This window comes from Pseudomonas sp. PS01301, assembly GCF_029960215.1.
In the GTDB taxonomy this organism is placed as follows: Bacteria; Pseudomonadota; Gammaproteobacteria; order Pseudomonadales; family Pseudomonadaceae; genus Aquipseudomonas; species Aquipseudomonas coleopterorum.
Genome location: NZ_JASCPM010000008.1, coordinates 68,607 through 91,935, shown reverse-complemented (window position 1 = coordinate 91,935; position 23,329 = coordinate 68,607). Strand labels below are relative to the sequence as shown.

Below are 23,329 nucleotides of genomic sequence, written 5' to 3'. Positions count from 1 at the left end.
ACGTTCCCGCCGTTGGTTCTATAAAAATAAAGAGTGAGGAAACCGATCATGGCGATTGTCACGACATCCCCGCGCCCTGATACCAGCGACGGCGCCAGCGCACTCAGCGCAGAACAGACTCGCGTCTTGCACAAAGCAGCCTGGCGCCTGATTCCGCTGTTGGCGCTGGCCTATTTTTTCAACTACCTCGATCGCACCAGCGTGGGCTACGCCGCATTGCAGATGACCGAGCAACTGGGTTTGACCGCAACACAATTCGGACTTGGCGCCGGCATCATGTTTTTCGGGTATTGCCTGTGCGAAGTTCCGAGCAACCTGGCCATGTATCGGTTCGGCGCTCGATTGTGGATGGCCCGAATCATGATCACCTGGGGCCTGGCCGCAGCGGCGACAGCATTGGTGGTAGGGCCGTACAGTTTCTACGCGGTAAGGCTTATCCTGGGGATCGCGGAAGCAGGTTTTTTCCCCGGCGTGATCTTCTTTCTGACCTTGTGGTTTCCGGCGCAGTACCGCACTCGCGTGCTCGCCTGGTTCACGGTCGCGACCCCGATATCGTTTCTGGTCGGTGGGCCTCTGTCGATTTGGCTCCTGCAGATGCACGGCGCCTGGGGTCTCGCAGGTTGGCAGTGGATGTTCCTGATCGAAGGCTTGCCCGCCTGCGTCCTTGGCCTGATCACGCTGAAGGTGCTGAGCAATCATCCCGCGCAAGCCAGATGGCTATCGAGCGATGAGCGTGAAGTGTTGACGGGTATGTTGGCCGAGGAACAAGGCAAGGGGCAGCATAGCCATGGTTTCAAGGCTGCCTTGGAGGATCCGCGAGTATGGATTCTCAGCTCGATTACCTTCAGCTTCACGCTAGGCTCTTACGGCATTGGCATCTGGCTGCCGCAAATGCTCAAGGCCCAAGGGGTCGAGATCAGCATGATCGGCTGGGTCGCAGCTATTCCCTACTTCTTTGCAACCGTCGGGCTGCTGGTGTGGGCCAGGCACGTTGACCGTACTGGCAAGGGTATTCTCAACCTGACCCTGGCAATGCTGCTGGCAGGCATCGCACTGTTGTTTGCCTTGCAGATGGACTCGCTGGTGCCGGCATTGGCGGGTATCACACTGGCTTTGGTGGGTACTATCGCCGGCAAGACCATCTTCTATACCTTGCCAGGCAAGTTCCTGCGCGGACAGGCGGCAGCAGGCGGGATCGCTCTGATCAACTCGATTGGTGCATTCGGTGGCTTCGTGGGTCCTTACTTGATGGGGTTCCTGAAAGATTACACCGGGTCGTTCACCGCAGGCCTGATGGTCATGGGGTGCATCCTGTTCGTGGCTGCGGCCATGGTCATGTCCCTGCGTCTGTTCTTGCGCGAAGCGTGACGAAGCGGATTCAGTTTTCCCAGTGAATGCCATGGACCTCTGATATTGTCTTGCAGGCAGTCGTGCTACCCCTTGAGCAACTGGCTGCCTGCAAGTGCAATCGACAAAGAGTGTCTATGACTACTGAATCCGACAAGAACCTTACCGACCACGCCAGTTCAGCTGAGGGTGGTGTCGCGGCAGTGGATCGCGCGTTCGCTATTCTGGCTGCTTTCAATATCGAACAGGACAGCCTCTCCCTGGCCGAAATATCGCGGCGTACCGGTCTTTACAAAAGCACGATACTTCGCCTGATCGCCTCATTGGAAAAGTCCGGGTTCATGCGTCGCACCAGTGACGGCCGCTACTCAATCGGGCCCGAACCCCTGCGCTTGTCGCAGCTCTACCAAACCTCCTTTCGCCTGCGCGACGTGATTCATCCCTTGCTCGAATCCATCACCGACGAAAGCGGTGAGACGTCTTCGTTCTACGTGATGGAAAACGGCAGTCGGGTCGTTCTGTTTCGGGTCGAGCCCAAACGAGCAGTACGGGTGTCGGTGCTCGAAGGCGCTCGGTTCCCGCTGCATGCCGGAGCCTCCGGCAAGATCCTTCGCGCCTTCTCGCGCAACGTCGATCCTGCGCTGAGTGAAGTGCGCGAGCGCTTCTGGGCCTGCTCATTCGGCGAGCGTGATCCGGAAACCACCGCGGTGTCGGTACCGGTGTTCTCCATGGGATTCGAACTCAAAGGGGCACTGACACTGTCCGGTCCCTCTGATCGCCTGCTGAAGGATCACATCGAGCATGCAGCGTCGATCCTGTTGCGTAATGCGGCGATCGCAACTACTGCGTTGGGTGGTCACGATGCAGAGATCCGTGCTGCGCTCAAGCGCTTGAACCCATGACTGTTTAGCAGACGGACAGAGGGCTGCGGACGTAGCTTGTTTGGCGATCGACCATACGCCGAACAGATATTCCGCACCATCCTTGATCAGCGCTTGCGCGATCATTTGCATGGGGGTATTCCGGGGGAAGTGCGCAATATTCCCGACCAAGATCTGGATGCGGTCGTCCAGGTCAAGATGCCTCATTGGAGCTGAGGCCGTATCAGCTTGCGAGTGTAGGGCGAGGACGATGGCAATTCAGACACCAGACAACCCCGGCGACCAGCAGAGCAATGGCCGCTAACTCGTACGTGTCAGGTAGTCGATGCTCCCATAGAAATCCAAAAGCCAGCGCTGCCAATGTTTCGATCACCAGCACTTGCCCGCTAAGTGCCAACGGCAGAAGCCGGCTTGCCTGATTCCAGCACGCGCCGCCCACGACCGAGGAAAGAAGGGCTACACCGCAGGCCACCAGGAAAAAATGCAGCCATTCTTCACTGCCATGGGCATCTGCCTGATAAACCAGGACAGGCACCGCCAGGAGCAGCGACTGAGCGCCCGTCATGATACCGGTCAGCAGTGCCCAGTCATTGGAGGAAATGCGGGTGAGCTGAATCAGCTTCCGAGCATTGCTAACGGCGAACCAAGTCCACGTTATCAATGCACCTGTGGCGCAGAAAACACCTGCAATGGCTGTTGATGTTTCAGGTGTGTTGCCATTGATCAGTGCATGCCAACTGATAATTACAACGCCGGTCATTGCGCAACATAGCGAAGGGAAGAGTCTGCGCAAGGAGACAGCATGGGTGTCGTGCCGACCTGCCAAGGTCATCAACACGGGGATGAGCCCGACGATCAGGGACGTGGTCGCAATCCCCACCAGTTGCACCCCGGTACCCACCAGCGCGTAGTAAACGAGATTTCCGATCAGGCTGAGCCAGAAGAGTGACTTCCAATCGGCTCGCGTGAGGTTGGCGCACACCCGCCGCCATCGGGGCATAAGCAGTACAGCTGAAATTGCACCGTAACAAAGAAATCGAAGCACCGCGAATTGCAGGCCGCTCAAGCCTTGGGTGAGCTGTGGCCCAAGAAAAATCACGCCCCAGCACATTCCCGCGCAAATACCATACACAATGCCCTTCAACAGCGATCGATCAGTAAACATTCCACCCGTGCTCCGCAGCTTGAACGGGGAAAGTCTGAAGCGTCGAGCCAAGAGAGTATTGTCAGTAGCTGCCGAATTTTTTACCCAGCATGTTTTTGCGCCTTGCGATACACCGCCGGAGTGATCGCGCTCACACGTTGCATGGTTCGAGTCAGCGACGCCTGATCGGAAAAACCTGTACGCAAGGCAATCTCGGCGATCGGCAAGGAAGTGCCACGCAGCCATCGTTGAGCTTCCTTTATGCGTAACTCCGTCAACCAGGCCTGAGGACTCATTCCAAACATCTGCCGGAATCGCTGGTGCAGTTGACTCATGCTCATGTTCGCAACCTGGGCCATGACTTCGTTGCTCCAGCTTGCCCCTGGGTTAGCCCGCAAACGGGCGACCAGTTGCTCGATGGCGGATGGGGAACTGTAGATGTCAGGGCTGAGAGATGAGAGAAGCAGCGAGCTCAACTGCGGCGCGTCCAAGGCGAGTTGCTTATTGCCGATGAGCTCGGCGAACTCGATCAGCCGCCTTGCCGCAGGGGAAATAGGCACGTAGGTCTTTCGAGCCAGACGCTCCATCTGGAGCGTCTCCAGGAGGGTCGGCGCACAGTCCAGCACTAGGAAACGGCTGTCTGCGTGGCTGAGCTGGGAGTGCACCGAACCCGGTCTCACCACAGCCGCCAATGACTGGTCGATGTTGCCACCGCGACCGTCTACATCGATTTCCATCTGGCCACGAACCGGCAGGACCAATTGAGCATAGTCGTGGGAGTGGTGAGGGTTTTCACGCTCATAGCTGCGGATTTCAAGATTCAGGAGCATGAGTGCATCACTCGGGCGGAGTCCAGGGACGCAGGATTCTAACACCCAGCCGAGCGATAGATTGCGCGAAAAGGAGCCGTTGACAACACGACCGCATCATATGCCGATGGTGGATGCCGATGTTAGCATTCAGTTCGTGAGAGCTACAGCCTGATCCGGAAATGGTAACTCGGCGCTCTGCTCAGTTTTGCTAACGCGGGGCTTCATATGATCCTTGTTCTTATTATCGGGATGTTGGCTTTTTGCTCGGGGTATCTGGTTTCCGTCGAGGACAGATTACAGAGGGACCATACATTTCATCCCTTCGATGTGTTCAACAATTTTCGGGCATCGCCAACGTGCCGGAAAAAAATGGCTTATGTCGGCATGTTCATTTTTGTCTTGGCTGGGGTGGTTTACTTTCTTGAGCCGGAAGTCAACTACTCCTCCAGGGACAAGGTCAAGGCATTGGGCATGGTCATGCTGCTTTGGTCATTCATGTTTTACGGCTATTGCCGCGAACTGGCGTTCACCAAGTCAGGAAGTTCTCCTGCGTCGCTGCAGTGCATGGACTGCATTGAAGGAACAGAGTGGTATTCATTGGCTTTCAAAGGGCTTTTGGCGACCTCCAAAATTCTGGCCGTTTTTGCGTTTTTGTATGCGATCAAGCGCATTTGACTGCCGCGTGCAATACCTGATCTGGAACGATACTGATCACCAACGGTGAGGCGCTCCGCCAGAGGATCGCATTGCAAACATGTCGCGCTCCACTGCAACGCGCAGCACAGCAATATGCTCGATTTCAGAACGCAAAGCCGACCGGCAATAGGTTCCAAGCGCATGACCGGCGCGGGTTTTTGCGACCGCGATTACGTTGCCAAGCGTGAAGTCAGTAGCACGCACTGACTTCACCACGCCATCGCTTGGGTTCACTTGGTGGAAGTGAAACCGGCAAAGCGCTTGTTGAAGCCGGCAATCCGTCCTTCCGCCTGTGTTTTTCGGACTTGCCCGGTGTAGACGGGATGTGAAGCGCTCGAAACGTCAAGGGCGACATACGGGTACGCTTTGCCATCCGTATGCGTCTCGGTTCGAGTCGTTTCCACGGTCGAGCCGATCAGGAAATAAACGTCGGCGGCTGTGTCGTGGAACAGGACTGTCCGATAGTCCGGGTGAATGCCAGGTTTCATGGTCGGGATCTCACTTCGTCTCTGGATGTTATACCGTAACATAATCATCTGAAATGGTCTATCGCTCTTCGATGCTTGCCGAGAGCTGCTATCGCGCACAGCGCTCGCACCAAAGATGCCTGATTGTGGGAATGACTGGTTTGGTTGTTCCACCCCAACCTCTGCCCACTCACATTTCTCGATGTGCCTGAAGGTAGGTTCCAGGCGCACGAGGCCATGTAATCGACAGGAGATACACGATGTTTATCAAGTCATCGATGGCGTTGCTGTTCGCGTGCGCGCTAATGACCGATGCAAACGCAGCCAGCCGTTGCGGAACAAAGCTGGTCAATCCCGGAGACAAGCTTGCCGACGTTTTACAGTCGTGCGGTAGTCCCGTTGCCCAAGCCAGCGACGGTCCGGTGATACGCAACAACGGTGTGCCACGCAAGGGCTCGCAGAAAACCGATGTGGTTGTCTACGGCCCGAACGGTGGTGCCTACCAGTACATGCTATTCATCAATGACGAGTTGGTCAGGGTAGATCTTCGTCGGGAGGCGCCTGCTGGAAACATCCTTAGATGGTGAGCCGTCTTGCTATCTACGCGTGAGTACGGCACTCAGGAAAAACAGTCAGTGATTCTCAGGTCGCAACGCGTACGGACCGGTTTCACAGCAAGTTGAAAACTCCTGTCTCCCCAGTCTGCGTGTCATAAGCGACCAATGCTTCTTGAACGGCATCTGCACTGCACAGGATTTGACCCTGATTGTTCCAAATGGACGAGCAACCTGCCGCAACATAGTCGTCGGCGGCCCCTACGCAGTTCGCCATCACCACGGTCATGGAATGCTTTTCAGCGATCATCGGATAATGAGCTTTCGCCAAGGTCGTACCGCGCTCAGACTTCGCCACGCTTGCCAGATACACCTGAGCACCCGACTGTGCAGCTTCTTCGGCGTGGCTTGGTTGCAGTGATTCGTAGCAAATGGCAGGGGCCAGGACAACGCCTGCGTGGTTCAGCACATGCTTTCGGCTACCTGGGGTGAAGAACGGTAATTCGTCGGCATGCAGAATCTGTTTTGAGTAGCAGGTACGCGGCTGTCCAGGCTGGAAACTGATCATGCTGATTTCGATACCCTCACGTCCCTGGGTGGGCGCACCCACGGCGATGAGCATCCCATATCGATCGCTCAGTTGCTGGAACTCATCAAGACGGCTGTCGCTCGCATCTATCGCCAAGGCATCAGCCAGCCTTGGCTCGTAACCAGTGAGCGAAAGCTCGGGAAAGAGCACGAGATTTGCGCCCAGATTTGCGGCCTGCCGGATGGCAGCCATATGTTTGGCGATGTTTGCTTCACAGTCGCCCGGTACGGGGCGAATTTGCGCGGCGATCAGCTTCATTTGCTCTTTCTCTTCAAAATGTAGTGACGGCACTGAGGCGAATGAACCTGTGCCAAGAGCGAACTCAAAAAATACAGGGCTAGCTTGCACCAAACTGTGCGCTGATCGCCCAGCTTCTCTGCAAGCCGCTCAAGTTTCAACGCCTGGCGTGGATAGCGTATTACAACAATCTATTCGCAGTCCGGAGCTTTTCCATGTTCGCCCACTTGAAAGTCCGCACAGGCATGATCGGCGTGTTGGTGTTATTTGTCATCGCGCTGATGTTCTCGATCGTCAACAGTTGGTCATCGGCGGTGCGCAGTTACGACCAGGTCGACGAGCTCAGACATACTTCACAACAGATTGACGGTATCAACAATTCGCTGCTGTTGGCCATCCGTACCAGTGCCAATGTGTCATCGGCCTTCATCGAAACCGTGGGTGGTCGATTCGAGGATGCAGAAGCCCGGCTGGTGCGCAGTGAAGGCATCTGGAACGATGCCATTGCCAAACTCAATGCCTCGACGGCCGATATTCGCGACCCGAAACTTCAGGCGCTCGCCGACGACTTGAAGGCCGCGTTCGCCGAGTACGGCACCGCCATCGTCGGCCAGCGCGCCGCCACTCGTGCACGCTCGGCGGACCAGTATTTCGTGGTCAACATCAGCGCTGGCAAGGGCATGACCAAACTTCAGGAAATCCGGGTGAATCTGGTCGGCGCCCTGGATGCCCGTGCCGCTGAGATCAACCAGGACGCCAGTGACCGCCTGGCAACCGCCAAGCGGCTATCCGTGGCACTGGCGTGTATCACTTTGGCGCTGGCGGTGATTTGCTGGATGTTCATCTCCGGCCGTGTACTGCGCCCGCTTCGTGAAGCCGGTGAGCATTTCAAACGCATCGCTAACGGTGACCTGACCCAGGAGGTCGTGTCGCCGGGCCGCAACGAGATCGGTGACTTGTTCGTCGAGCTTCAGCGCATGCAAGCCAGCCAGCGCAACACCTTGATCCTGATTTCCGGTTCCGCGACCCAACTGGCCTCGGCGGCCGAAGAGCTCAACGCGGTGACCGAAGAAAGCAACCGTGGCCTGCAGCAACAGGACATGCAACTTGAACAAGCCGCCACTGCAGTCAACCAGATGACCAGCGCCGTCGAAGAAGTCGCGCGCAATGCCGTGTCCACTTCGCAAGCGGCAACAGCGTCAAACACGCTGTCGGAGAAAAGCCGTCAACAGGTTCGCGAAAACATCGCCGGTACTCAGTTGATGACAACTGAAATCCAGGACAGCGCAGAGCGTATCCAGCACCTGGCCGGCGAAGTGCGCAACATCGGCAAGGTACTGGACGTGATCCGTGCGGTGTCGGAGCAGACCAACCTGCTGGCCCTCAATGCCGCCATCGAGGCCGCCCGTGCCGGTGAGGCGGGGCGCGGTTTTGCCGTGGTCGCCGATGAGGTGCGAACGCTCGCCTATCGCACTCAGGAGTCCACCCGCGAGATCGAGCAGATGATCGGCAGCGTGCAGACCACCGCCGAGCAAGCTGTCGACTCGATGCGCGATAGCACCCTGCGCGCGCAAGGGACTCTGGAAATCACTCAAGCCTCCGGCGCGGTACTGGAAGACATCTTTGCTGCCATCGGCCAGATCAACGAACGCAATCTGGTCATCGCCAGTGCCGCGGAAGAGCAGGCTCAGGTCGCCCGTGAAGTGGACAGCAATCTGGTCGCCATTCGTGACCTGTCCGCGCAGTCTGCGGCCGGCGCTCTGCAGACCAATGCGGCGAGTCACGAGCTGTCGCGTCTGGCGGTCGAGTTGAACGACCTCGTGTCTCGTTTTCGTACCTGAGTGAACCGAGATCAGATATAGGCTCCGACCACCCGCTTTACGGTGGTCAGCGCTTCACGCAGGGTCTCCATGCTCACCGAACCGAGCGCCAGCCGTATGGCATGAGGGACATGAGCCGAGGTGCAGAACGGCTCGGCCGTCGAAACCGACACGTGCTCGCGCATCAATTCCAGGGTGACTTGGTCCGCTCTTGCGTCCTCCGCCAGCGGCAGCCACAGAAAGTACGAAGCGGGATGACGTATCACGGGCAACCCTGACAGCAGCGAGTCGGCCAACGCCTGCCGGGCTCGGGCATCTGCGCGTTTTTGCGTTTCCAGTGCGGCGACCGTGCCATCGTCGAGCCAGGCGCAGGTGATGGCCGTCATGACGCCGGGTGTGTTCCAAGTCGTGGCCTTGACCGTGCGCTTCAAGGCGTCCAATCGGTCCATCGGCGCTGCGACGTAGCCGACGCGCAATCCAGTGGCGATGTTCTTGGAAAACCCCGACACATAAAGGGTTCTTTCAGGCGCCAACTCGATGATCGGCGGCGGAGGATCCTGCGCCAGAAACGCGTAGGCCGCATCTTCGATGATTATCAGATCATGCGCACGGGCGATCGCCACCAGGCGCTCGCGCTGATCGGCAGGCAACACCCAACCCAATGGGTTATGCAACGTGGGCATGGTGTACACGGCGCGCACCGGACGACGGCGGCAGAGCGAGGCGAGGGCATCCAGATCCGGTCCTTTGGCCGTGACAGGAATGGGCACTACTTCAAGGTGCAATGTTTTGGCCAGCAGCTTGAACCCCGGATAGGTCAGTGCATCGGCTGCAATCACGTCCCCCGGTTGCAGCAACGCCATCAGGCTCACCGCCAGACCGTGTTGGGCGCCACTGACAATCAGAATCTGCTCGGCATCGACCGTGACGCCACGCTGGAGCAGATGACGGGCGATGGAAGCCCGTTCATGCAAGCGGCCCGCATGTGGCTGATAACGCAAATGAGCTTCCAGGTCGCCGGACAGCGCCAGTTGGCGCAGGGCACTGCGCAACAGGTCGGCTTGCCCCGGCATGGCCGGATAGTTGAAGTTGAGGTCGATCACACCCGCCGCAACGTCCGGCTGATCGATGCCTTGTCCGGGCGGCAATGACGTCTCGCGCACGAACGTCCCGCGCCCGGTTTCCCCGCTGACCAGTCCCATGACCTCCAATTCCGCGTAGACCCGGCTGGCAGTGACCAGGGCCAAGCCATGGGTGGCCGCAAGTTGGCGGTGGGTCGGCAAACGCGTACCCGGCGGCAAACGCCCGGCGCGGATATCGGCTGCAAAGGTGTCCACCAACGACTTGTACCGGGAGCTAGCCATGTCGAAATGTATCCATGACAATTTTTTGATTGTCGTGATAGTCGGCCATAGGATGCCTGTACGCAACACAGCGCAGAGTGGACACACAATGAAACGCACCTCTAACCTGAACCCGGCAACAGAGAAACCCGCGAGCGGTGTGATCAATGGCCTCATCGGTGTCGTGATCTTCAGCGGTTCACTTCCCGCTACGCGTATTGCGGTGCTGGAATTCGACCCGGTCTTTCTGACCGTGGCGCGGGCAGCCATTGCCGGCGTGCTCGCGCTGTGCCTGCTCTTGCTGTTCAAGGAACGGCGACCGGCCCGTCGGCAGATACTGTCGTTGATCATCGTGGCGATGGGCGTGGTGATCGGTTTTCCGCTGCTGACAGCCTTGGCGTTGCAATACGTGACGTCGGCCCATTCCATCGTGTTCGTCGGCCTGCTGCCGCTGGCCACCGCCGCGTTCGGTGTCCTGCGCGGTGGCGAACGTCCTCGGGCGGTGTTCTGGTTTTTCTCGGTGCTGGGCAGTCTGCTGGTCGTCGGGTTCGCCGTCAGCCAGGGACTGACCGTCTCGCCGACCGGCGACATTCTCATGCTCCTGGCTATTCTGGCCTGCGGCCTCGGCTACGCCGAAGGGGCAAAGATTTCCAAAGCATTGGGTGGTTGGCAGGTGATCTGCTGGGCGCTGGTGTTGTCGCTGCCGGTCGTGATGCCTTTGACGGCGTGGTTGGCGCCCGTGTCGTTTTCACGCATCGGCACACCGGCCTGGTTGAGCCTGGCGTACGTGTCGCTGTTCAGCATGCTGATCGGCTTCGTGTTCTGGTATCGCGGCCTGGTGCAGGGCGGCATCGCAGCAGTCGGGCAGCTTCAATTGCTGCAACCGTTCTTTGGCCTGGCGCTGGCCGCCGCACTCCTGCACGAACAAGTCAGCCTCGGCATGTTCGGCGTCACCGTTGCGGTGATCCTGTGTGTCGCCGGCGCCAGGCGTTACGGCCGGATCAATCCTCTTCCTTCACGGTAGCGACTTCATCCGCCTTGATTCTTACCTGCTTGCCCGAAACATCTTCGAACTCATAGAAGCCATCTTTCGTTTTGGTGTCAGGTACATCCTTGGTGATGTACTGTGTGCCATCCTGCAACGTGACGACGGTGTTGGTGGAGCAACCGGCCAACGTGGCGGCGCAGAGAAACGCAGCGCCATAGTAAAAAGTTTTCAGTTTCATGAAGTCGACCTTGTTCTGGATGTGCGAAGTTATCTGCGTAAACACAGAGTTCGATGCTGACGCCTTGTCCGAGTTCCAGAACGACCAGCTCGTCGATGGTTCGCTCATAGCAATCGGATACATTCACGTCGCGTGACTGGAGGACCCATGTCTCACTACTGGCGGCATCCTGCGGTTCCGCATCTGGAAATCCGCAACGTCGAAGACGGTCGCCGTTTCAGCCACGCGCGCCATTCACATTCGACGTTCTCCATTGGCGCGGTTACGCAGGGGCAAAGTACTTACCTCAATGGCGACAGTAGCCGTTTGATCGGCGCCGGAAGTGTAGTACTCATGAACCCCGGTGCAGTGCATGCCTGCAACCCCGTTCATGAACAGCCCTGGGCATACCGCATGTTCTACGTGGATGCCCAGTGGCTTGCGGCGCTGCAACAGCAACAACGTTCTGGTACACAAAAAGGCTTCGTGCCTTTTGCGCAGACCTATAGCGCCGACGTCAGCCTATTCGAAGATTTGGACGATCTGTACCACACGCTCACCGCCGACGACTGCGCGCCGGATATCATGCAGAGTGCGACGCTGAGGTTTTTCCAGCAACTGATAGCAAGGCTGCAACCTGCGAGTAAGGACGCCCGGTGTGAGCCGCACAAAATGGCCCAGGCAGCGGCATTCATCCGCGAACATTGCGCCAGTGAGTTGCGTCTGGAGGACATCGCGTCAGCCGTACAGCTGTCGCCTTCTTACTTGATCCGTGCCTTCAAGGCCTGCCATGGGCTCACGCCTCATGGTTACCTGATCGACTGTCGCCTCCAACTTGCCCGCGACCATTTGCGCCAGGGGGAGGGCATTGCCCAAGTCGCCGTGCGCGTGGGCTTCGCGGATCAGGCGCACTTGCAGCGGTTGTTCAAGCGCGCCTTGGCGACCACGCCCGGACAATATCGCTGCGTGCCTACTCAAGCAGCAGATACACGGCGCAACCCCCGAGCAGCGCGGCCGTGATCAGATTGAAGCCGCGCATTCTGGTGCTGCTGTTCAAATACTCCCGCAACGAAGCACCGGCCCAGGCCCAGCTGGCCAGTGATAGCCAGCAGACCACCAGATAGATCAGCGCGAAGACCCACACCATCTGCACATCGCCATCGGCGACAAACGCGCCCATGCCCGCAAGGCACGCGAGCCAGGCCTTCGGATTGAGCCATTGCATCAGCGCGCCCGTGAAGGCAGAGGGGCGCGCTTGCGCCTGCACGGAGTCCACTCGACCATCACTGGTTGCCAGCCTGTAGGCCAGATAAAGCAGAAAGATCACACCAGCGACGCGAATGACCTGCGTCAACCATGGCCATCGGTTCAGCACTTCGTGCAGTCCCAGGCCCATGAGCAACAGCAGCAGGATGAACCCCAGGGTCGCTCCCGTGACATGGGGCAGGGCGGCCCGCACTCCGTGGCGTGCGCCACAGCTCAGGGAGACAAGGTTGACCGGGCCGGGGCTAATGGAGGAGGCCAGCGCGAAAACGGCCATGGAAACGACGATACTCATCAGGCACCTTCAATACAGGTAACGGAGCACTGACGGTAAAGATCATTGCTGGGCCCGTATTGAAGGAAATCGCCCTTGGGGGGTGGGGTGCGAGTGGTTGATTTGCTGGGTTGTGAGTTGGACGTATCTCATCCTGAGAGGGAGACCCACTTCATTTGATCGGATTTTCCGATTTGCAAAGCTGCAGGGCGATGCTGTCGAATTCCCGGTCGTAACTGGCGTTTTCCGCAGCACTCAAGAAACCCTGCTGCTGTACAAACTCGTCGGTTTGACGACGGATGGCCGCAACGCGTTCGATCATCTGGTCGGCTTCAGCTTGGGTAATCTTGCGGGCTTTACGTGTAGTGCCGATGTCCGCGCTCAGAATGTTGGCGCGTACCGAGATGTGGGCTTGTCGGGGGTCGGTGATCTTTCCGCCTGTTTCGCCCACCAGTTCGCGTTGGGCTTTGATGTTGCAGCTTGGTAGATCAAGACTCTGCTGAGCGGCCGAGGCGTTCAGGCTCAAAACCAGTAGCGAAGCCAGGATGCTGTATTTCATGAGTGTATCCAGTGTGGGCCGGTGGCTGTCGCTGCCGATAGTGCAGCTTATTTTCCCATGGACTCAAGCATTTTACCGATGCTCACAAACCGCTTTCAGACCAATTACGGTGGTCGGCGTCAAGTCAGTGATGGTGCGGATGCTGACAAGCGTATTGGCCTGGCTACCTCACTCCAAACGGTTAAGCTTGTCTTGGCACGCTTTGGCGGCTTTTTGATCAATGTTCTCAGGCAGACCTTTAGCATGCCCACGGCGGGTTAAAAAGGTTGGGGCGCCACCCGCAACCAGTCCCATCTCGCCTGATAACTCAGCGCCTTCATGCGGAACTGGTCCGGCTGAGGAAAGTTCGGGTTCTTGCGCAGAATGCCTTGCTCAAGCTCAGCCAGACCATGGGATGCATAGAGTTCTCCGGTGGCGGTATCAAGGCCGACGCAAGTCGAGCTGATCAGAAAGCGGTCGATACCCTCTTTCGCTGAGCGAAGAGGCGGATAATCTGCGCCAAACCGGTCTGCGAACCAGAGGTGCACACGTGCCTGGTTTCTCAGTTCCACCGTGACGTTCAGGTCCTGAAACAGCGTTTGTGCAGCGACAATGGCACGGTTTTCAGCCTCCCATGACACGTCTTCATCGAAGTAGAAAACATCGTAATCGTTCACGCCCCAAGCGACCGGGCGTTCGGAAACGTGATTCCAGACAGCTTGGAAAAGGCACCCGGCGGTGACCATGCATTGAGCCAGTTTCAGCGAGGGCAAGCGTTCGACAATCTGCGCAGTGATCTCGTTGGACAGAGCGATTTCGATGAAGCGTGTGGCGGTCAGTGTCATGGAGCGTTCCTGGCTGGCGCTGCTTTTGCAAAGGGTTCGTCGACCGGCCTACGACCGAGCATCGATGGCGACCGCAATGCGGTTGCGGATGACATGACTGACTGCAAGAACGGTACCTTCGCACAACGTATATATGGAGAGTAGGAAGCTCACATGCAACGCGTGATGATTATTGGCCAACCGGGTTCAGGGAAAAGCACGTTGGCTCAAGCGTTGGGCCGCCGCACCGGGCTGCCTGTTGTTCACATCGATACCATCCATTGGCAGCCTGGATGGGTGGAGCGCAGCTATGATGAGAAGACACGTCTATGTAGCGAAGTCGAAGCCCGTGATCGATGGATATTCGAAGGAGGGCACTCGGTGACGTGGGACAATCGCGTCTCCCGAGCGGACCTGCTGATCTGGATCGATCGTTCGTCAGCACTCCGGTTCTGGCGAGTACTGCGTCGTACTTGGCACCACCGCGGCAACAGCCGTGTTGATCTGCCTGAGGACTGCCCGGAACTGCTGGGCAATCTCCCGGAGTTTTTCAGGTTCATGTGGTCAACGCGTCGTTCGGCACGGGCCAAAATGAAAGAACTTATCGCGAAAGCGCCCGAGGGTTGCCAGGTTGTTCATCTGAGATCAAACCGAGAGACCAGACTGTTTTTGGAGGCTGTCTCGAAGGCTTCCAGTCTGGCGCCGCGTCCGCAGAACGAGGCCTGATACCCTGATGAGCTACCCAAGCTCAAGCTCTGCTGAAAAGGAATTCATCATGCTAGAACGTAACAAGTTGGTCCCTGAGTTGATGGTCACTGACCTGGATACCAGCTTGGCATTCTGGGTGTCTTGCCTTGGTTTCGAAGTGGCTTATCAACGTCCAGAAGATGGATTTGCCTACCTCGATCTGAACGGCGCTCAAGTGATGCTCGAGCAGATAGATCCGGACGCCGGCCAATGGCTCACTGCGCCGTTGAGCAAGCCTTTTGGAAGGGGGGTCAACCTGCAGATCGATGTCGTCGCTGTCGCGCCGATTATTCACAAGCTTCGCCAAGCGGGATACACGCTTTACCGCGAATGTGCGGACACTTGGTATCGGGTGGACCAGGGCGAGGTTGGGCAGCGAGAGTTCATCGTGCAAGATCCTGATGGCTATCTGATCAGACTGGTTGAGCATTTGGGGGAGCGGTGTAGTGCTTCGGTTGAGTAGGCATTGTCGAGCCTGGGGATGCATTGCCTGACTTGAATCGGCGCCAATAGGCGCCTTCATGCTGAAGACGTATGAGGTTCCTTACTCAATCAACACTTGAATGCGTGCCAGTACATCGTCCATTACCACCTCGGGAACCGCCTCAACGCGCTTGCCCCCACGAGCCTCTAGGTCCACGGTGCGCAGTTGATTGCACAACACCACGCCTTGCGTCTCGGTGCCGGAACCGCTCAGTGGTACGGCAAAACCGGCATGGCGGGCAAAATCCCCGCCTTGGGTAATGGGCGCGACAAGGACCAAGCCCGACACGTTGAAGGCCGCAGGCGAAATGATCAGCGCCGGACGAAAATCGCCTTGCTGCTCACGGCCAGCGGTGGGATTCAGGTTCAAGCGCACAATATCGCCACGGTTGAATTTGGCCCGCCTCACGCTTCACGCCCAACGGCTGACATGGCATTCCACGCTGCCATGTCGGCAGGTTCCGGCGCGCTCAAGTCGCACTGCGCCATCAGCTCGGCCAGCGAGTAATGCGGCTTGGCCTTCGCAGGCTTGAGGGTCATAACCTCGGCGGACACGTCGAGTTTCAGCACATCGCCACTGACCAGATTCATCATCTTAAGCACCGTTGCTGGCAGACGAATCGCCGCGCTATTGCCCCACTGCTGCACCTTGACTTCCATAACAACCTCCCAAAAAGTGTCCACATTGTAGATACTAGGAAAGTCAGCCGCAAGCGCTTTGTATAAACATAGTATCTACAATGCTGGCTCAAAAGCGCTGGCTTGGCGGACGACGCTCGCTCTTTCCACTAGCACCCAATCCGCTGTCTCTATCAGTCGAATATGCACCTCACACCGGCGCCGGGCTCTGCAGCAACGGGTACAACGACAGCACCAGCAAAGCCGCCATGCTCCAGTTGAACAGTCGCAACCAGCGCGGTACTCGCAGCACGTTGCGCAGGACGCTGCCGAAGCCGGCCCAGACGCACACGCTGGGCAGGTTGACCAGTGCGAACACCGCAGCGATGACCATCACGTTATAGACGTAGCCCTGCGCCGGCACATAGGTGGTGATGGCGCCAACCGCCATTACCCAGGCCTTGGGGTTGACCCATTGGAAGGCGGCGGCGCCGAGGAACGTCATTGGCGTGCTGTCTTGGTCTCCTGCTTCGCTCACGCTGCCTGAGGTGGCGATGCACCATGCCAGGTAAAGCAGGTAGGCCGCGCCTATCCAGCGCAGGGCAGTGTAGGTCCAGGGCACGGCGGTGAAGATTTCACCCAGGCCCAGTCCGACCGCCAGCACCAGCAGCATGAACCCCAGGCTGATGCCTAGGGCGTGGGGAATGGTGCGCAGGAAACCGAAGTTCACCCCCGAGGCCAGCAGCATGGTGTTGTTCGGGCCTGGGGTGATGGAGGACACCAGAGCGAAGAGGGCGAAGGCAGGCAGCAGGTCGATGAGCATGTCCGTATGGTCTCTGGGATGTTGTACGGGTGAAAGTACCTGAGGATTCGGCTATCGATACCGTACAGACGTTATTGGATTGACCGGTACACACTGTCGGCAGGCCGATCTTTCGCAAGGGCGACTGTTCTTCTGATTAGTCGCCAGAAGCTTTGCTGGGCAAGGGTATGGAGGTTAGTGTTTAGGTTTTGTGCGCACGTTTCACGTATCAACAAGCTCTGAGGAGTGCTGCCATGACCTCGTCCGTTCTTTCTTTCAGTGTGGAAGCCGAGTTGGTCAATCAGCTTGATCACCTCGCCGAAACCACCGATCAAAATCGCGAATACCACTTGAAACGCGCACTGGCTCGCTATGTGGACTCCGAGCTACGGTATTTTCGCGCGCTAACCGAAGGTATTGCGGATGCAGAGGTAGGCAAGTTGGTCGATTTGGATGCGGTAAAGGCTAAGTGGGTCACGCATGCCGAAAATCGCATTAACCAGAAAGGCGGCAAGCAATCTTGACCGTGTTTGTGAACACTACTAAGCGCGCCAACGGCAACTTGCACAGTGGCAGGGCCAATCATCCTGTTGGCCCGTCCCGCACATCGTGCTCGCCTCCCTACGTAAACAAATAACTGTCCATCGCCAACACCCCATACTCCACGCCACCTTCGATCACCCGCGTTTCATACTGCTCACCCGCCGCACCGACGGCGATGAACAGGGGCAAGAAGTGCTCGTCCGTGGGGTGCGCGCGCTCGGCCGAAGGTGCGTATTGCCGGTAGTCGAGCAGCGACTCCAGATTGCCCGAGGTCAGGGTCTTGGCCGTCCAGGCGGCGAAATCCTTGACGTATTGAGCGCCGTGGGGCGTGGCGCCGCGGAACTCGTAGAGGTTGTGCGTCAGGCTGCCCGAGGCCACGATCAACACGTTCATGTCGCGCAGTGGCTTGAGCGCTTGGCCCAGCTTCCACGCCTCGCGGGTGTCGAGCGACGCCGGCATGGAAACCTGGATCACCGGGATGTCCGCGGCTGGCGCCAGGTAGAGCAGGGGTACCCAGGCGCCATGGTCCAGACCCCGATCGGCATCCAGGCGGGCGTTCCAGCCGGCGGTCTTGAGCATGTCGACGATCTGCGCTGCCAGAACCGGTGCGCCGGACGCCGGGTATTGAATCTTGTACAGCGCGTCGGGGAAGCCGCCGAAGTCATGAATAGTGGCGGGAGCTGCGCTTGCGGTCACGCCGATATCGCCGCGGGTCATCCAATGCGGGGACACGATGACGATGGCCTGAGGCCGCGTCAGTTCACGCCCCAGCTCGGCCAGGTGTTTGCCTGCAGGGCCAGGTTGGACCGCGAACATGGGAGAGCCATGGGAGACGAACAGTACGGGCGATGGAATGGTCATCGGCGGGCTCCACATCAAGAGGTTGCGGTTTGAGAACTCCAGCTTTCACCAAGCCGGCATTTGACCCAGTACTCGAAGCTGGCGCAGAGCCAGATGCCATAGGCGAGCAGTTCCACGCCTTCCTCGGCGGTGGTTTTGGCCAGGCGCTGGTAGCTGTCGCCCATGACCTGATGCCAGAACGAGCCCATGCCGAAGATCCTGGAAAAGATCAGTACCGCAAAGCCCGTCGCCAACGCGGCGAACGTCGGGGTACGCATGAACGCGCCCAACGCCTGGACAGTTTGCTGTCTGTGCTTGGCGCTTATCGCGTTGCCGATGGCCACCGCAGCGATGGCCAGAAAGGGCCACAGCCAGGCGCTGTGGCTGATGGGGTCGAACAGGCCGTCCAGCTCGCGGGTCAGCAGGCAGGCGAAGAAGCCTGCAGCGAGAAATTCGAAGCCGCTTTTGCGGCCGGTTCCCGGGGCGGTCCAAAAGAGCAGGGCGCACAGCGCGAGCATCAGTTCCTGGGTGATCTCGGTGAATGACATTTCCAGAATTTCTGTATGAAACACGGCAATGTCCAGCCACACCATGGCAAAACACAAAACGGCAACCGAACATTTGGCCAGGGCGAACAGGAGCGGGTATTTCAAATCGGGGCGGGCGTACACGTGAAGCTCCAAAGCGGGACGATGTCTATAAGTCGCGCATCTAAGCGTCTGGCAAGGGGAATGTGAAGCGTTGTTTAACGATAGTTAACATCGATGTATTTGATGCGATGGACAGCGCGCCCTGCCACGGCGCGCTGCTTGCCAAGGATCTAGAACGCCGCGGTGTAGATCGCCAGTGCATCGGCTTCGCTGACCTCGCGCGGATTGTTGACCAGCAGCCGTTGCTGGAGCATCGCGCTGCGGGCCAGTTCCGGCAGGCTTTCGCGGGTCACGCCGGCTTCGCTGAGGCGCAGCGGCAGGCCGGTGGCTTCATGCAGCCTGAGCAATTCGTCGATGAATTGCTGGGCCGCGTCGCCCGATTGCAGGCGTTCGCCCAGCACCACGGGGGCAAGTTCGGCGTACAGGCTTTGGGCGGCAGAGAGGTTGAAACGCAGCACTTGTTGCAGAACCAGCGCATTGGACAGGCCATGGGGCAGGTGGAAGCTGACGCCCAGCGGATACGCCAGTGCGTGCACGGCGGCGACCGGCGCGTTGGCGAACGCCTGCCCGGCCAGGCAGGCGCCCAGCAACATGGCCTGGCGGGCTTCCAGATCGTGCGGCGTGTTGACGGCGCGTTCGAGGTTGGCCGCCAACAGGCGCAAGGCTTCACGTGCCAGCAGGTCGGAGAGGGGATTCTTGCGGTGTTTGCTGGTGTAGGCCTCGATGGCATGCACCATGGCGTCGATGCCGGTGGCCGCCGTCACCGGGCCGGGCAGGCCGATGGTCAATCGGGCGTCGAGAATTGCCAGGTCCGGCAACAGCTGATTCGCCACCACGCCGGATTTGCCGGTGGCGGTGGTGACGATGGAGATGGGCGTGACTTCCGATCCGGTGCCTGCAGTAGTGGGCACCTGAATCAACGGCAAGCGCGGGCCGGTGGCCTGGTTCACGCCGTAGATGTCGCTCAGGCCCTGTCGCTGTGCGGGGTGCGCCAGGTAGGCGACCAGCTTGGCGGTGTCCATGGAGCTGCCGCCGCCGAAGCCGACGATCAGGTCGGCGTTCATGCGCCGTGCCTGCTCGGTGGCGGCCAGCACCAACGCTTCCGCCGGGTCGGCGAGCACATCGCTGTACACCGCGTATTCGATACCGGCGCTGGCGAAGCCCGGCAGCACGCTGTCGAGCAGGCCGTGCTTGAGGATACCGGCGTCGGTGACCAGCAATACACGCCGGGCGCCGCGGCTGGCGCATTGTTCGGCCAGGCCGGCGGCGCTGCCGGTGGCGCAGATGAGGTGGGCAGTGCTGCTGAAGGTGAATCCTTGCATGGGGTTAACCTCGTATTCTTGTCATGGGGGGGAGCTGTTTTGCGCACCTGGCCGGGGCGGCTGTTCAGGTTCGGCCGGTGGATCGGCATCGATGATCTGCTGGGCGATGGCTTCCATGCTGGTCCGGCGCGTCATGGCTTCGCGTTGCAGGCGCCGGTGGGCATCGTTTTCGCCGAGGCGATGGCGGGCCATCAACAGCGCCTTGGCCATGGAGATCTTCGACACCGCCGGTTGCCGGCTTTGCAGCTTGCGCAGCTCGGCGAGCATGTCGATGCGCGCCCGCCAGGCGGCGCGCGCCATCAGCAACTGGGTCAGCAGACCGAACGGCCGCAAGGGCCGTTCGATGACCGCCGCCGGTTGCGTTTCCAGCACCAGTTGCAGCATCGACGGGTTCTCGTAGCCGACCACGGCGATGATCGGCGGCGCCTGTTCGCTCAGGCTTTCCACCAGCGTCTGCGTGTTGCTGCGCTGGCTGAGTTCCACGGCCAGCAGTACCACGTCGACCGCTTCGGGCAACGTCGTGGGCACCGGCCAGCGCTGTTCGACGATGCAGCCGATGCGCTGCAACTGGTCGAGGACGATGCGCGCCTCACCGTCCTGGGGGTGAATCACCAGCACGCGCAGGCCCTTGAGTTCGCGCAGCAGGGACGGCGCACTGGTCATCTCGGCCTCCGGCAGCTCATGGCTGTGCGTCCATCTGGTAGTCGACCATGTAGGGGCTCGGCGGCACCGCTTCGGCGCTCTCCAAGACCAGCTGGAACTGGCGTCGGTCGTCGAGCCGGGCAATGCGCGGCCACAGCCAGGTGTGCTGGGTCTGCGGATCGATCTGCACCGTGCCTTGAGGCGCATCGAAACGAGCGCCGGCAAGGGTCTCGCGCAGGGCCTGCACCGAATCGTCGGCGGCGCGGCGCGCGGCCTGGGCGAACAGGTGCACTTGGAAATAGGCCGCCTCGGCGCCGGCAGTGATGGCGGCCCCTTCGCCGAAGCGCGCGCGATAGCGGCTGACGAACGCCTGGCTGGCGGGCGTCTGCAACGTCGAGAACCAAGGTGCGGCCGAAATGTGGCCTTCGGCTTCTTCGTCGGTCATGGCCTGCACGTCGACCTCGTTGGTGGCCAGGCTGACGATGGGCAGGCGTGCAGGATCGAAACCCGCCTGGCGGTAGGCCCGATGCAACGAGGGAATGTCGCTGCCGACGATGGTCGAATAGATGCCGTCGGGTGCGGTCTCGCGCACCCGCTGCATGACCCGGTCGAAATCCTCTCCCGTGGCGTGGAACGGCAGGTAGATCTCGTCGACGATCTCGCCGCCCGCCTGCTCGAACAGTTCGCGCATGATGCGGTTCGATTCGTAGGGGTAGACATACGAACCGCCTACGAACAGCACGCGCCCGCCATAGGTCTGCAGGACGTAGCGGGCCAGTTGCAGCGAGTTCTGGTTGGGGGCCGAGCCGGTGTAGAAGCAGTACGGCGAGTATTCGAAACCTTCGTACAACGTTGGATAGAACAGCAAGCGCCGACGGCTTTCGACCACCGGCAGCACGACCTTGCGCGTGCTCGACATGTGCGTGCCGAACAGCACCTGCACCTGATGGTGGTCGCACAGGTGCAGCGCGCTGTCGCGGTAATCGTTCGGATCGGCGCCGGGGTCGCCGTCGATGGCCGTCAGGCGACGGCCACCGATGCCGCCGCTGTCGTTGATCTCGGCGATGGCCAGGTGGGTGGCGTTGGCCTGCGCGGTTTCCGACGCCGCCGTGAGGCTGGCGCGGGAGAACAGCAAGCCTACCTTGTAATCGTCGCCGTTCATGAGCTCAGGCTTTCCCAGTCGATGTGCTGTTCGAAGTGGTGCGCGGCCTGGTAGAGGGTCGCCTCATGGTAGTCACGGGCGATGAGCATCAGGCCCACCGGCAACCCTGCCGCCAGCCCGCAGGGGATGGACATGGCCGGGTGGCCGGTGACATCGAACGGGGCGGTGTTGGCGTTCATTTCCAGGGCGCGCGTGACCCAGGTCGCAGGTGTGGCATCGGCGGCCGGCAGTTTCGGTGCCTTGAGTGGCACGGTCGGCATGAGCAGCAGGTCATAGCGGGTGAACTGCTCGTCGTAGGCGGCGCGCAGCTGGCGCGCGGCGTTCTGTGCCCGGGCGTAGTACTGGCCGCCGAATCGCTGGTGGGCATAGTGGCCTGCCAGCAGGCAGGTCTTCAGGTCATGGGGGAACGCGTCGGCCTGCTGCTGCCAGTCTTGTTGCGCGCGCATCAGGCTCTCCACGTACAAGCCTTTCCAGTTGGAACCGTAATTGTAGCCGCGCAGCAGCTGCGTGGTGCCTTCCACGGCAATCGGCGTCCAGATGGCATGACCCAGCGCGTGCAGGGGGATGGAAACCTCTTCCACCTGCGCACCCCATTCGGCGAACAAGCCGGCCGCCCGGCGCACCGCGGCGTCGACGTCGGCTTCGGAATTGGCGTGGCCGAAACCCTCGCTGACCACGCCAATGCGCAGCCCTGAAACACCTGCGCCGAGCGTCTGGGTATAAGCCTGCACCGGCATCTGCCGGTCCTGGCGTGGGTCCAGGCCGTCGGCACCGGCGAGCACTTCGAGCAGCAGGGCATTGTCGGCCACCGTGGCGCTCATCACGCCGGCGTGGTCCAGGGTCATTTCGATCGGCATGATGCCGGTGTAGGGCACCAGCCCGTGGGTCGGCTTCATCCCGTAGATGCCGGAATAGGCCGCCGGAATGCGCACCGAACCGCCTTGATCGGTGCCGATGCCAAGGTCCACTTCGCCCGCGACGATCAGCGCGGCGCAGCCCGAGGACGATCCTCCGGTGGAATGTCCGGGGTTGCGCGGATTGTGCACTGCGCCCGTGGCGTTGGTATGGCTGCTGCCCGACACGCAGAAAAACTCGCAGTGGGCCTTGCCCAGAATGCTGCCGCCAGCGTCGAGCACACGCGTGGCCACGGTGGCGTCGACGTCCGGCACGTACCCTTGCAGGGTCGAGGCGCCATTCATCATGGGTACCCCGGCCAGGCAGATGTTGTCCTTGAGGGCGACGCGCTTGCCGCTCAGCTTGCCGCCCGCCGCCCCATGCAGATCGGTGCGCACGTACCAGGCGTTGTAGGGATTCTGCGCAGGCGTCGGCAGGTGCCCGGCGCTTCTGGGGTAGCGTTGCGGGACGCTGGCAGGCTGCAACTGGTCGAGGCGGTCATAGTCCTGCCAGACGGCTTCGAGGATGTCGGCGTATTGCTCGAGTAACGGTGCTTGCAGGTGCAGACCCAACTCGCGGCCGGTGTCGGCAAGCTCAGCCTGGGTGGGACGTTGAATGGACATGACGATGAA

At 59.8% G+C, this 23,329-nt stretch carries 28 protein-coding genes; 10 read left to right on the top strand and 18 right to left on the bottom strand.

What is annotated here, in order from left to right:
* Positions 1 to 48 precede the first annotated feature (48 nt).
* Together QMX89_RS06380 and QMX89_RS06375 are read left to right on the top strand one after the other, a co-directional pair.
* A complete protein-coding gene (locus tag QMX89_RS06380) occupies positions 49 to 1,368 on the top strand; it encodes an MFS transporter (protein WP_282347511.1) in 1,320 nt (439 codons plus the stop codon).
* A gap of 116 nt (positions 1,369 to 1,484) precedes the next feature.
* The gene (locus tag QMX89_RS06375; RefSeq protein WP_282347510.1) at positions 1,485 to 2,249 is read left to right on the top strand and encodes an IclR family transcriptional regulator; all 765 of its coding nucleotides are present in this window, start codon (positions 1,485 to 1,487) and stop codon (positions 2,247 to 2,249) included.
* A gap of 202 nt (positions 2,250 to 2,451) precedes the next feature.
* On the opposite strand, the gene QMX89_RS06370 is transcribed toward QMX89_RS06375, so the two are convergent.
* Both QMX89_RS06370 and QMX89_RS06365 read right to left on the bottom strand, forming a co-directional pair.
* A complete protein-coding gene (locus QMX89_RS06370; protein ID WP_282347508.1) occupies positions 2,452 to 3,393 on the bottom strand; it encodes a DMT family transporter in 942 nt (313 codons plus the stop codon).
* Between the two features lie 80 nt (positions 3,394 to 3,473).
* A complete protein-coding gene (locus QMX89_RS06365; RefSeq protein WP_282347506.1) occupies positions 3,474 to 4,202 on the bottom strand; it encodes an AraC family transcriptional regulator in 729 nt (242 codons plus the stop codon).
* 207 nt (positions 4,203 to 4,409) lie between these two features.
* Between QMX89_RS06365 and QMX89_RS06360 the strand changes: the two genes are divergently transcribed.
* Positions 4,410 to 4,859: a hypothetical protein gene (locus QMX89_RS06360; RefSeq protein ID WP_282347505.1), complete on the top strand. Its 450-nt coding sequence runs from the start codon at positions 4,410 to 4,412 to the stop codon at positions 4,857 to 4,859.
* A 251-nt stretch (positions 4,860 to 5,110) separates the two neighbouring features.
* On the opposite strand, the gene QMX89_RS06355 is transcribed toward QMX89_RS06360, so the two are convergent.
* Positions 5,111 to 5,368: a type B 50S ribosomal protein L31 gene (locus QMX89_RS06355; protein WP_049858980.1), complete on the bottom strand. Its 258-nt coding sequence runs from the start codon at positions 5,366 to 5,368 to the stop codon at positions 5,111 to 5,113.
* A 239-nt stretch (positions 5,369 to 5,607) separates the two neighbouring features.
* On the opposite strand from QMX89_RS06355, the gene QMX89_RS06350 reads away from it, so the two are divergent.
* On the top strand, positions 5,608 to 5,934 hold the full coding sequence (locus tag QMX89_RS06350; RefSeq protein WP_282347502.1) for a DUF2845 domain-containing protein: 327 nt from the start codon (positions 5,608 to 5,610) through the stop codon (positions 5,932 to 5,934).
* A gap of 82 nt (positions 5,935 to 6,016) precedes the next feature.
* On the opposite strand, the gene QMX89_RS06345 is transcribed toward QMX89_RS06350, so the two are convergent.
* Entirely contained in the window at positions 6,017 to 6,748 is a 732-nt protein-coding gene (locus tag QMX89_RS06345) for a carbon-nitrogen hydrolase family protein (RefSeq protein ID WP_049858965.1), read from the bottom strand.
* A 194-nt stretch (positions 6,749 to 6,942) separates the two neighbouring features.
* Here QMX89_RS06345 and QMX89_RS06340 point away from each other — a divergent pair, with 194 nt between their 5' ends.
* Entirely contained in the window at positions 6,943 to 8,568 is a 1,626-nt protein-coding gene (locus QMX89_RS06340) for a methyl-accepting chemotaxis protein (RefSeq protein WP_282347501.1), read from the top strand.
* 11 nt (positions 8,569 to 8,579) lie between these two features.
* On the opposite strand, the gene QMX89_RS06335 is transcribed toward QMX89_RS06340, so the two are convergent.
* Positions 8,580 to 9,911 carry a PLP-dependent aminotransferase family protein gene (locus tag QMX89_RS06335; protein WP_282347500.1) on the bottom strand — a complete coding sequence of 444 codons (1,332 nt, stop codon included), beginning with the start codon at positions 9,909 to 9,911 and terminating at the stop codon, positions 8,580 to 8,582.
* 88 nt (positions 9,912 to 9,999) lie between these two features.
* On the opposite strand from QMX89_RS06335, the gene QMX89_RS06330 reads away from it, so the two are divergent.
* Positions 10,000 to 10,914 (top strand): DMT family transporter, encoded by a 915-nt coding sequence (locus tag QMX89_RS06330; RefSeq protein WP_282347499.1) that lies wholly within the window; start codon positions 10,000 to 10,002, stop codon positions 10,912 to 10,914.
* On the opposite strand, the gene QMX89_RS06325 is transcribed toward QMX89_RS06330, so the two are convergent.
* Positions 10,892 to 11,116 carry a YgdI/YgdR family lipoprotein gene (locus QMX89_RS06325; RefSeq protein WP_049858979.1) on the bottom strand — a complete coding sequence of 75 codons (225 nt, stop codon included), beginning with the start codon at positions 11,114 to 11,116 and terminating at the stop codon, positions 10,892 to 10,894. The genes QMX89_RS06330 and QMX89_RS06325 overlap by 23 nt on opposite strands.
* Before the next feature lie 147 nt (positions 11,117 to 11,263).
* Between QMX89_RS06325 and QMX89_RS06320 the strand changes: the two genes are divergently transcribed.
* Positions 11,264 to 12,115: an AraC family transcriptional regulator gene (locus QMX89_RS06320; protein WP_282347498.1), complete on the top strand. Its 852-nt coding sequence runs from the start codon at positions 11,264 to 11,266 to the stop codon at positions 12,113 to 12,115.
* On the opposite strand, the gene QMX89_RS06315 is transcribed toward QMX89_RS06320, so the two are convergent.
* The 3 genes from QMX89_RS06315 to QMX89_RS06305 form a co-directional block, all read right to left on the bottom strand.
* Positions 12,066 to 12,653, bottom strand: a complete 588-nt coding sequence (locus QMX89_RS06315) for a LysE family translocator (RefSeq protein ID WP_282347497.1) — start codon at positions 12,651 to 12,653, stop codon at positions 12,066 to 12,068. The genes QMX89_RS06320 and QMX89_RS06315 overlap by 50 nt on opposite strands.
* Before the next feature lie 151 nt (positions 12,654 to 12,804).
* Complete coding sequence (locus QMX89_RS06310) at positions 12,805 to 13,191, bottom strand: hypothetical protein (protein ID WP_056843676.1); 387 nt, start codon at positions 13,189 to 13,191, stop codon at positions 12,805 to 12,807.
* Between the two features lie 257 nt (positions 13,192 to 13,448).
* On the bottom strand, positions 13,449 to 14,015 hold the full coding sequence (locus tag QMX89_RS06305) for a nucleotidyltransferase family protein (RefSeq protein WP_282347496.1): 567 nt from the start codon (positions 14,013 to 14,015) through the stop codon (positions 13,449 to 13,451).
* A gap of 153 nt (positions 14,016 to 14,168) precedes the next feature.
* Between QMX89_RS06305 and QMX89_RS06300 the strand changes: the two genes are divergently transcribed.
* Positions 14,169 to 14,720 (top strand): AAA family ATPase, encoded by a 552-nt coding sequence (locus QMX89_RS06300; protein ID WP_282347495.1) that lies wholly within the window; start codon positions 14,169 to 14,171, stop codon positions 14,718 to 14,720.
* Positions 14,721 to 14,769: 49 nt separating this feature from the next.
* Positions 14,770 to 15,204, top strand: a complete 435-nt coding sequence (locus QMX89_RS06295) for a VOC family protein (protein ID WP_282347556.1) — start codon at positions 14,770 to 14,772, stop codon at positions 15,202 to 15,204.
* Between the two features lie 81 nt (positions 15,205 to 15,285).
* On the opposite strand, the gene QMX89_RS06290 is transcribed toward QMX89_RS06295, so the two are convergent.
* From QMX89_RS06290 to QMX89_RS06280, 3 genes are all read right to left on the bottom strand, one after another.
* Entirely contained in the window at positions 15,286 to 15,633 is a 348-nt protein-coding gene (locus tag QMX89_RS06290) for a type II toxin-antitoxin system ChpB family toxin (protein ID WP_282347494.1), read from the bottom strand.
* Complete coding sequence (locus QMX89_RS06285) at positions 15,630 to 15,884, bottom strand: AbrB/MazE/SpoVT family DNA-binding domain-containing protein (RefSeq protein WP_192137988.1); 255 nt, start codon at positions 15,882 to 15,884, stop codon at positions 15,630 to 15,632. The genes QMX89_RS06290 and QMX89_RS06285 overlap by 4 nt, the downstream gene beginning before the upstream one ends.
* Before the next feature lie 169 nt (positions 15,885 to 16,053).
* Entirely contained in the window at positions 16,054 to 16,665 is a 612-nt protein-coding gene (locus tag QMX89_RS06280; RefSeq protein ID WP_056843659.1) for a LysE family translocator, read from the bottom strand.
* 233 nt (positions 16,666 to 16,898) lie between these two features.
* On the opposite strand from QMX89_RS06280, the gene QMX89_RS06275 reads away from it, so the two are divergent.
* Positions 16,899 to 17,168 (top strand): ribbon-helix-helix protein, CopG family, encoded by a 270-nt coding sequence (locus QMX89_RS06275; protein ID WP_282347493.1) that lies wholly within the window; start codon positions 16,899 to 16,901, stop codon positions 17,166 to 17,168.
* A 97-nt stretch (positions 17,169 to 17,265) separates the two neighbouring features.
* Here QMX89_RS06275 and QMX89_RS06270 read toward each other — a convergent pair whose 3' ends face one another.
* The 6 genes from QMX89_RS06270 to QMX89_RS06245 form a co-directional block, all read right to left on the bottom strand.
* A complete protein-coding gene (locus QMX89_RS06270) occupies positions 17,266 to 18,048 on the bottom strand; it encodes a class III extradiol ring-cleavage dioxygenase (protein ID WP_282347492.1) in 783 nt (260 codons plus the stop codon).
* A gap of 14 nt (positions 18,049 to 18,062) precedes the next feature.
* The gene (locus QMX89_RS06265; RefSeq protein WP_282347491.1) at positions 18,063 to 18,599 is read right to left on the bottom strand and encodes a hypothetical protein; all 537 of its coding nucleotides are present in this window, start codon (positions 18,597 to 18,599) and stop codon (positions 18,063 to 18,065) included.
* A 248-nt stretch (positions 18,600 to 18,847) separates the two neighbouring features.
* On the bottom strand, positions 18,848 to 19,999 hold the full coding sequence (locus QMX89_RS06260; RefSeq protein ID WP_282347490.1) for an iron-containing alcohol dehydrogenase: 1,152 nt from the start codon (positions 19,997 to 19,999) through the stop codon (positions 18,848 to 18,850).
* Positions 20,000 to 20,020: 21 nt separating this feature from the next.
* Positions 20,021 to 20,662 (bottom strand): ANTAR domain-containing protein, encoded by a 642-nt coding sequence (locus QMX89_RS06255; protein WP_282347489.1) that lies wholly within the window; start codon positions 20,660 to 20,662, stop codon positions 20,021 to 20,023.
* A 16-nt stretch (positions 20,663 to 20,678) separates the two neighbouring features.
* The gene (locus QMX89_RS06250; RefSeq protein WP_282347488.1) at positions 20,679 to 21,803 is read right to left on the bottom strand and encodes a transporter substrate-binding domain-containing protein; all 1,125 of its coding nucleotides are present in this window, start codon (positions 21,801 to 21,803) and stop codon (positions 20,679 to 20,681) included.
* Positions 21,800 to 23,320, bottom strand: coding sequence for an amidase (locus QMX89_RS06245; RefSeq protein WP_282347486.1), 1,521 nt, complete (start codon positions 23,318 to 23,320; stop codon positions 21,800 to 21,802). Before QMX89_RS06245 ends, QMX89_RS06250 begins: the two co-directional genes overlap by 4 nt.
* Positions 23,321 to 23,329 lie beyond the last annotated feature (9 nt).

What these genes read in the sequence shown, in the direction of transcription:
- QMX89_RS06380 (WP_282347511.1), top strand. Translation starts at nt 49, where the DNA reads ATGGCGATTGTCACGACATCCCCGCGCCCTGATACCAGCGACGGCGCC.
- QMX89_RS06375 (WP_282347510.1), top strand. Translation starts at nt 1,485, where the DNA reads ATGACTACTGAATCCGACAAGAACCTTACCGACCACGCCAGTTCAGCT.
- QMX89_RS06370 (WP_282347508.1), bottom strand. Translation starts at nt 3,393, where the DNA reads ATGTTTACTGATCGATCGCTGTTGAAGGGCATTGTGTATGGTATTTGC.
- QMX89_RS06365 (WP_282347506.1), bottom strand. Translation starts at nt 4,202, where the DNA reads ATGCTCCTGAATCTTGAAATCCGCAGCTATGAGCGTGAAAACCCTCAC.
- QMX89_RS06360 (WP_282347505.1), top strand. Translation starts at nt 4,410, where the DNA reads ATGATCCTTGTTCTTATTATCGGGATGTTGGCTTTTTGCTCGGGGTAT.
- QMX89_RS06355 (WP_049858980.1), bottom strand. Translation starts at nt 5,368, where the DNA reads ATGAAACCTGGCATTCACCCGGACTATCGGACAGTCCTGTTCCACGAC.
- QMX89_RS06350 (WP_282347502.1), top strand. Translation starts at nt 5,608, where the DNA reads ATGTTTATCAAGTCATCGATGGCGTTGCTGTTCGCGTGCGCGCTAATG.
- QMX89_RS06345 (WP_049858965.1), bottom strand. Translation starts at nt 6,748, where the DNA reads ATGAAGCTGATCGCCGCGCAAATTCGCCCCGTACCGGGCGACTGTGAA.
- QMX89_RS06340 (WP_282347501.1), top strand. Translation starts at nt 6,943, where the DNA reads ATGTTCGCCCACTTGAAAGTCCGCACAGGCATGATCGGCGTGTTGGTG.
- QMX89_RS06335 (WP_282347500.1), bottom strand. Translation starts at nt 9,911, where the DNA reads ATGGCTAGCTCCCGGTACAAGTCGTTGGTGGACACCTTTGCAGCCGAT.
- QMX89_RS06330 (WP_282347499.1), top strand. Translation starts at nt 10,000, where the DNA reads ATGAAACGCACCTCTAACCTGAACCCGGCAACAGAGAAACCCGCGAGC.
- QMX89_RS06325 (WP_049858979.1), bottom strand. Translation starts at nt 11,116, where the DNA reads ATGAAACTGAAAACTTTTTACTATGGCGCTGCGTTTCTCTGCGCCGCC.
- QMX89_RS06320 (WP_282347498.1), top strand. Translation starts at nt 11,264, where the DNA reads ATGTCTCACTACTGGCGGCATCCTGCGGTTCCGCATCTGGAAATCCGC.
- QMX89_RS06315 (WP_282347497.1), bottom strand. Translation starts at nt 12,653, where the DNA reads ATGAGTATCGTCGTTTCCATGGCCGTTTTCGCGCTGGCCTCCTCCATT.
- QMX89_RS06310 (WP_056843676.1), bottom strand. Translation starts at nt 13,191, where the DNA reads ATGAAATACAGCATCCTGGCTTCGCTACTGGTTTTGAGCCTGAACGCC.
- QMX89_RS06305 (WP_282347496.1), bottom strand. Translation starts at nt 14,015, where the DNA reads ATGACACTGACCGCCACACGCTTCATCGAAATCGCTCTGTCCAACGAG.
- QMX89_RS06300 (WP_282347495.1), top strand. Translation starts at nt 14,169, where the DNA reads ATGCAACGCGTGATGATTATTGGCCAACCGGGTTCAGGGAAAAGCACG.
- QMX89_RS06295 (WP_282347556.1), top strand. Translation starts at nt 14,770, where the DNA reads ATGCTAGAACGTAACAAGTTGGTCCCTGAGTTGATGGTCACTGACCTG.
- QMX89_RS06285 (WP_192137988.1), bottom strand. Translation starts at nt 15,884, where the DNA reads ATGGAAGTCAAGGTGCAGCAGTGGGGCAATAGCGCGGCGATTCGTCTG.
- QMX89_RS06280 (WP_056843659.1), bottom strand. Translation starts at nt 16,665, where the DNA reads ATGCTCATCGACCTGCTGCCTGCCTTCGCCCTCTTCGCTCTGGTGTCC.
- QMX89_RS06275 (WP_282347493.1), top strand. Translation starts at nt 16,899, where the DNA reads ATGACCTCGTCCGTTCTTTCTTTCAGTGTGGAAGCCGAGTTGGTCAAT.
- QMX89_RS06270 (WP_282347492.1), bottom strand. Translation starts at nt 18,048, where the DNA reads ATGACCATTCCATCGCCCGTACTGTTCGTCTCCCATGGCTCTCCCATG.
- QMX89_RS06260 (WP_282347490.1), bottom strand. Translation starts at nt 19,999, where the DNA reads ATGCAAGGATTCACCTTCAGCAGCACTGCCCACCTCATCTGCGCCACC.
- QMX89_RS06255 (WP_282347489.1), bottom strand. Translation starts at nt 20,662, where the DNA reads ATGACCAGTGCGCCGTCCCTGCTGCGCGAACTCAAGGGCCTGCGCGTG.
- QMX89_RS06250 (WP_282347488.1), bottom strand. Translation starts at nt 21,803, where the DNA reads ATGAACGGCGACGATTACAAGGTAGGCTTGCTGTTCTCCCGCGCCAGC.
- QMX89_RS06245 (WP_282347486.1), bottom strand. Translation starts at nt 23,320, where the DNA reads ATGTCCATTCAACGTCCCACCCAGGCTGAGCTTGCCGACACCGGCCGC.